Origin of the sequence: Streptomyces sp. 13-12-16, assembly GCF_002114215.1 — a bacterium.
In the GTDB taxonomy this organism is placed as follows: Bacteria; Actinomycetota; Actinomycetes; order Streptomycetales; family Streptomycetaceae; genus Streptomyces.
In genome coordinates this window covers 1-6,305 of record NZ_NCTE01000230.1, presented here as the reverse complement: position 1 = coordinate 6,305, position 6,305 = coordinate 1, and the positions used below count along the sequence as shown (strand labels likewise).

General features: G+C 70.9%; 4 protein-coding genes and 1 pseudogene. 1 reads left to right on the top strand and 4 read right to left on the bottom strand.

The features are described from left to right. Nucleotides 1-121: pseudogene (locus B7767_RS47910) on the top strand (peptidase); the annotation flags it as partial. 105 nt (nt 122-226) lie between these two features. Here B7767_RS47910 and B7767_RS10475 read toward each other — a convergent pair. The 4 genes from B7767_RS10475 to B7767_RS10460 all read right to left on the bottom strand — a co-directional run. Continuing rightward, nucleotides 227-1,264: a helix-turn-helix transcriptional regulator gene (locus B7767_RS10475; RefSeq protein WP_085571956.1), complete on the bottom strand. Its 1,038-nt coding sequence runs from the start codon at nt 1,262-1,264 to the stop codon at nt 227-229. Nucleotide 1,265: 1 nt separating this feature from the next. Then, a complete protein-coding gene (locus tag B7767_RS10470) occupies nt 1,266-2,138 on the bottom strand; it encodes a DUF4097 family beta strand repeat-containing protein (protein ID WP_085571955.1) in 873 nt (290 codons plus the stop codon). A gap of 408 nt (nt 2,139-2,546) precedes the next feature. Continuing rightward, the gene (locus tag B7767_RS10465; RefSeq protein WP_003992906.1) at nt 2,547-2,726 is read right to left on the bottom strand and encodes a DUF6104 family protein; all 180 of its coding nucleotides are present in this window, start codon (nt 2,724-2,726) and stop codon (nt 2,547-2,549) included. Nucleotides 2,727-2,805: 79 nt separating this feature from the next. After that, nucleotides 2,806-6,305, bottom strand: a 3,500-nt coding sequence (locus tag B7767_RS10460) for a multifunctional oxoglutarate decarboxylase/oxoglutarate dehydrogenase thiamine pyrophosphate-binding subunit/dihydrolipoyllysine-residue succinyltransferase subunit (protein ID WP_107485975.1), incomplete at its 5' end; no start/stop codon positions are given.

The window sequence follows — 6,305 nt, the reverse complement described above, 5'->3', positions numbered from 1 at the left end:
CCTTCTGCTCTCCCTGACCACCCGCCCCGGAGTCCCCGCCGAGGTCCTCGCCGACCACGGCGTGACGTACGAGTCCGTGACCCGGGTCCTCCACGGGGGCGGCGAGGCCAAGGCGGGCTGACGTCGGCCCAGGGCCGGCTCAAGGGGCCCCGGCCCGGCCGGGGCATCCCGCCGAGGCGGGTGGGCCCGAGGCGCCGGCCCGGTCGTGTGCGGCCGGGCCGGGGACCTACCGCTTCGGGGCGCGCAGGATCACCCCGATGTGGGCCGCTGCCGTGGACAGGTGGCGGCGGGCGTCGCGGAGCTGGTCCGGGGTGACTCCGTGGTCGCGGGCCGCGTCGCGGATGTCGTCCCGGAAGCGGTCCAGCAGGCGGTCCAGGTCGCGGGCCGGGTCGCCGGTGGAGTCCGAGGCGTCCTCGTGGGCCCAGGCCGGGGCGTAGTCGGCGGGGAAGTCCCCGGGCGTCTCGGAGTACGACGGCTCCGAGGACTTGTCGGAGGTCCCCGCACCGGTGCGGCCGAAGGCGAAGTCCTTGCCGAACCCGCTCATTCCCTTGGCCAGTTCACCGAGGCCCTCCCGCAGGCCCGTCGGCCAGTCGCCCCGGGCGAAGTGGTCCTGCACCTGCTCCTGTACCTGGCGCACGATGCGCTGCACCTCCTCCTGCGCCCTGTCCTGGGCCTCCTTGGCCTGGCGGCGGGCGCGCTCGGCCTCCTCGCGGGAGCGGCGGCTCTCGTCCTTGGCGCGGCGGGCCTGTTCCTTCCACTCCTGCTTGGCGCGGCGCATCTCCTCCTTGGCCGCCTGCCAGGCGTCCTTGTTGCCGAAGACCCCGAAGTCGCCGAAAGCGCCTTCCTCCTCGCTGGACGCCCCGCCCGTACGGCTCTGGCGGGCCTTGCCGGCCGCGGCCCGCATCTCGCGGCGCAGATCGCCCGCCGCGCCGCTGACGTCGGCCCGGATCTCGGCGGCCAGCTCGGCGACCGACTCCCGGATCTCCAGCTCCAGATCGACCAGCTCGCCGCTGCGGTCGGCCAGTTCGGCGCGGCCGGCGTCCGTGATGGAGTACACCTTGCGGCCGCCCTCGGTGGTGTGGGTGACCAGGCCCTCCGCCTCCAGCTTGGCCAGGCGCGGGTAGACCGTGCCCGCCGACGGCGCGTACAGCCCCTGGAAGCGCTCTTCGAGGAGGCGGATCACCTCGTAGCCGTGGCGCGGGGCCTCGTCCAGCAGCTTCAGCAGGTAGAGGCGGAGGCGTCCGTGGGCGAAGACGGGAGGCATGTCAGAGCACCTTCTTGTCGGTCGTACCGGCATTGTCCCCCGCGCCGTCCCGCGGGTCCGGCTCGTCGTCCACGGCCGGGCGGCGCAGCAGGGCGATGGAGCCGGAGACGGTGGTGGCGCGCAGCTTGCCGCTGCCCGCGCCCAGCCGGCCGGTGAGCTTGTGGGCGCCCCACATGCCCTGTACCCGGAGGTCGTCGAAGGCGTTGGAGATCGCGCCGCTCGCGGTGTTGGCCTCCACCTCGGCGTCCGCAGGGTCCGGCAGCCGGATGGCGATCTCGCCCGAGACGCTGGTCAGCTTGACGTCGGTGGGGCCGTCGGGGTCGAGGTCCACGATCATGGATCCGCCGACCGTGTCCGCGCGTATGGAGGAGCCGGAGCCCTCGACGACGGTGAGGTCGCCGGAGACGGAGGCGAAGCGGAGGTCGCCGGTGACGGACTGGGCCTCCACGTTCCCGGACACGGTCTCCGCGCGGACCGGGCCGGACAGGGCGACCAGGGTGGTGTCGCCGGCGACGCCCTTCACCGAGGCGGGGCCGTGGATGCCGGAGACCACGGCGCCGGCGCCGACCACGCCCACCTCGACCCGGGTCCGGGCCGGGACGGCCAGGGAGACCACCGCGCTGCGGCGCCAGCCCTTGCGGTCCAGCCACTTGAGGAAGCCCTTCCAGGGGAGGTCGTCGTAGGCGACCGTGAGGGTGCCGTCCTGCTGGGTGACCACGAGGGGAGGGCCCTCGATCTCGGAGACCTGGAGGTGGGCGGTGGGGTCGTCGGTGCCGACGATGTTCACCGTGCCGTTGACGATGCGGACGTGCAGGTTGCTCACGGGGGTGTCGAAGGTGAGCTTCGTGGGTTCCGCGACGGACCATTCGGGCATGAGGGGACCTCCTGGGAACGCAGCGGTCGACTACGACGCGGCATATCGCGTCTTACGTGATTCACGATATATCGCGGCAGGGGAAAGTCAAGGCACTCGTTCTGGTGATCCGTCGGCTTGTGAGGCGTGGCTGTGCCGAGGGTGATGTGTGCCGGTGCCGGTGCCGGGCGGGGGTGTTCACGCGGCCCGGCGTTTACGGGGTGCCGTCGCGCCCACCCGTGCCGCCCTGGGGGCACCTCCCGGGCCCTTGAGGCACTGGGGAAGGCACGACCGCCCGCGGAAGCGGCGGCACGCGGTGCGACTGCCTGCGGAGGGTGGGTATGCGGTGCGGCCGCCTGCGGCCGGCGAGGGGTGCGGGTGCAGGTGCAGGTGTGCGGTGGGGGCGGGGAGGCCGCCCCCGTGGGGGTGTTACTCGTCGTCCTCGTCGTCCAGGCGGGCCAGCCAGGTGGCCAGGCGTTCCACCGGGACCTCGAAGTCGGGGTTGAGGTCGACGAAGGTGCGGAGCTGTTCGGCCAGCCACTCGAAGGTGACCTCCTCCTCCCCGCGCCGCTTCTCCAGTTCCTCGATGCCACGGTCCGTGAAGTACATGAGGCCAAGGATATGTGCGGGAAAACGGGCGGGCCGCACCCCCCGTGAGAGGGGTGCGGCCCGCGCGTACTGCCGCCGGTTACGCCTCGAAGACCTCGCGCACCAGCTGCTCCTGCTCGGCCTGGTGGCGCTTCGCGGAGCCGACCGCCGGGGACGAGCCGTGCGGCCGCGAGATGCGGCGCAGACGCTCGTCGTGCGGCAGGTCGGCGCCGACCGCCAGGTCGAGGTGGTCGATCAGGTTGAGCGCGATGAACGGCCAGGCACCCTGGTTCGCCGGCTCCTCCTGGGCCCACAGGTACTTCTCGGCGTTCGGGTACTTCTTGATCTCCGCCTGGAGCTCCGCACCCGGCAGCGGGTACAGGCGCTCGATGCGGATGATCGCCGTGTCCGTCGCACCGCGCTTCTGCCGCTCGGCCTCCAGGTCGTAGTAGACCTTGCCGGCGGTGAAGACGACCTTCTTGACCGCGGCCGGGTCGACCGAGGCGTCGCCGATGACCGGGCGGAACTGGCCCGTGGTGAACTCCTCCGCCTTCGAGGCCGCGGCCTTCAGGCGCAGCATCGACTTCGGGGTGAAGACGACCAGCGGCTTGTGGTGCGGGTTGTGCACCTGCCACCGCAGGAGGTGGAAGTAGTTCGACGGCGAGGTCGGCATCGCGACCGTCATGTTGTTCTGGGCGCAGAGCTGCAGGAACCGCTCCGGGCGGGCCGAGGAGTGGTCCGGGCCCTGGCCCTCGTAGCCGTGCGGGAGGAGCAGGACCACACCGGAGGTCTGGCTCCACTTCTGCTCGGCCGACGAGATGAACTCGTCCACGACCGTCTGCGCGCCGTTGACGAAGTCGCCGAACTGGGCCTCCCACAGCACGAGCGCGTCGGGGCGGGCCAGCGAGTAGCCGTACTCGAAGCCCATCGCCGCGTACTCGGACAGCAGGGAGTTGTAGACGTTGAGCCGCGCCTGGTCCTCGGAGAGGTACTGCAGCGGCGTGTACTCCTCGCCCGTGCTGCGGTCGATGATGACCGCGTGGCGCTGGCCGAAGGTGCCGCGCTGGGAGTCCTGGCCGGCGAGCCGGACCGGGACGCCCTCCAGGAGCAGCGAGCCGAAGGCGAGGGTCTCGCCCATGCCCCAGTCGATGGTCCCGTCCTCGACCATCGCCGCGCGGCGCTGCAGCTGCGGCAGCAGACGCGGGTGGACGGTGATGTGGTCGGGGATGTTGACCTGGGACTCGGCGATCCGCTTGACGGTCTCCGTGGTCACCGCGGTGTTCACGGAGACCGGGAACTCGGCCTGCGGGTCGGACGGCTCCACCGACGCCGGCTGCGAGGTGGCCTCGCGGACCTCCGTGAAGACCTTCTCCAGCTGGCCCTGGTAGTCCTGCAGCGCCTGCTCGGCCTCTTCCAGGGTGATGTCGCCGCGACCGATGAGGGACTCGGTGTAGAGCTTGCGCACCGAGCGCTTCTTGTCGATCAGGTCGTACATCAGCGGCTGGGTGAAGGCCGGGTTGTCCGACTCGTTGTGACCGCGGCGGCGGTAGCAGATGAGGTCGATCACCACGTCCTTGTTGAACGCCTGACGGAACTCGAAGGCCAGCCGCGCGACGCGGACCACGGCCTCCGGGTCGTCGCCGTTCACGTGGAAGATCGGGGCCTCGATCATCCGCGCCACGTCCGTCGCGTACATGGAGGAACGCGACGACTCGGGGGCGGCGGTGAAGCCGACCTGGTTGTTGATGACGACGTGGACCGTGCCGCCGGTGCGGTAGCCGCGCAGCTGCGACATGTTCAGGGTCTCGGCCACCACGCCCTGGCCCGCGAAGGCCGCGTCGCCGTGGATGGCCACCGGCAGGACGGTGAAGTCCGTGCCGCCCTTGCCGATGATGTCCTGCTTGGCGCGGGAGACGCCCTCCAGGACCGGGTCCACCGCCTCCAGGTGCGAGGGGTTGGCGACCAGGGAGACCTTGATCTGCTCGCCGTCCAGGCCGGTGAAGGTGCCCTCGGCGCCCAGGTGGTACTTCACGTCGCCGGAGCCGTGCATCGACTTCGGGTCGAGGTTGCCCTCGAACTCGCGGAAGATCTGCGCGTACGACTTGCCGACGATGTTCGCCAGCACGTTCAGCCGGCCGCGGTGGGCCATGCCGATGACGACCTCGTCCAGGCGGGACTCGGCGGCCGAGTCCAGCACCGCGTCGAGCAGCGGGATGACGGACTCGCCGCCCTCCAGGGAGAAGCGCTTCTGGCCGACGTACTTCGTCTGCAGGAAGGTCTCGAAGGCCTCCGCCGCGTTCAGCCGGCGCAGGATGCGCAGCTGCTCCTCGCGCTCCGGCTTGGTGTGCGAGCGCTCGATGCGGTCCTGGATCCACTTGCGCTGCTTGGGGTCCTGGATGTGCATGAACTCGACGCCGGTGGTGCGGCAGTACGAGTCGCGCAGCACGCCGAGGATGTCGCGCAGCTTCATCAGGGACTTGCCGGCGAAGCCGCCGACGGCGAACTCGCGCTCCAGGTCCCACAGGGTGAGGCCGTGCTCGACGATGTCCAGGTCGGGGTGCTTGCGCTGGCGGTACTCCAGCGGGTCGGTGTCGGCCATGACGTGGCCGCGGACCCGGTAGGAGTGGATCAGCTCGAAGACGCGGGCGGCCTTGGTGACGTCGTCGTCGTGGGAGGCGTCGATGTCCTTGAGCCAGCGGACCGGCTCGTAGGGGATGCGCAGCGCCTCGAAGATCTCGTCGTAGAAGTTCTTCTCGCCGAGCAGGAGGTTGGCGACCGCGCGCAGGAACTCGCCGGAGGCGGCGCCCTGGATCACCCGGTGGTCGTAGGTCGACGTGAGCGTCATGACCTTGGAGATGCCGAGCTTGTTCAGGGTGTCCTGGGAGGTGCCCTGGAACTCCGCCGGGTAGTCCATGGAGCCGACGCCCATGATCACCGACTGGCCGGGCATCAGGCGCGGCACGGAGTGGACGGTGCCGAGGCCGCCGGGGTTGGTCAGGGAGACCGTGACGCCGGTGAAGTCGTCCATCGTCAGCTTGTTGTCGCGGGCGCGACGGACGATGTCCTCGTAGGCCTGCCAGAACTCGAAGAAGTTCAGCGTCTCGGCCTTCTTGATGGCCGCGACGACGAGCTGGCGGTCGCCGTTGGGCTTCACCAGGTCGATGGCCAGACCGAGGTTGACGTGCTCCGGCTTCACCAGGGTCGGCTTGCCGTCCACCCGCGCGAACGAGTGGTTCATCGCCGGCATGGCCTTGATGGCCTGCACCATCGCGTAGCCGATGAGGTGCGTGAAGGAGATCTTCCCGCCCCGGGCCCGCTTGAGGTGGTTGTTGATGACGATGCGGTTGTCGAACAGCAGCTTCACCGGGACCGCGCGCACGGACGTGGCCGTGGGCAGCTCCAGGGAGGCGTCCATGTTCTTCGCCACGGCGGCGGACGGGCCGCGCAGGGTGACCTGCTCGGGGCCGGCCTTGGCCTCGGTGGCAGACGTCCGCGCGGCGTCAGCCGCTCCGGTGGAGCCGGTGCTTGCACCGGGCTTGGCGGCGGCCGGCTTGGCGGCGGGCGCGGCGGCCTTCGCCGGGGCGGGAGCCGGAGCCTGGG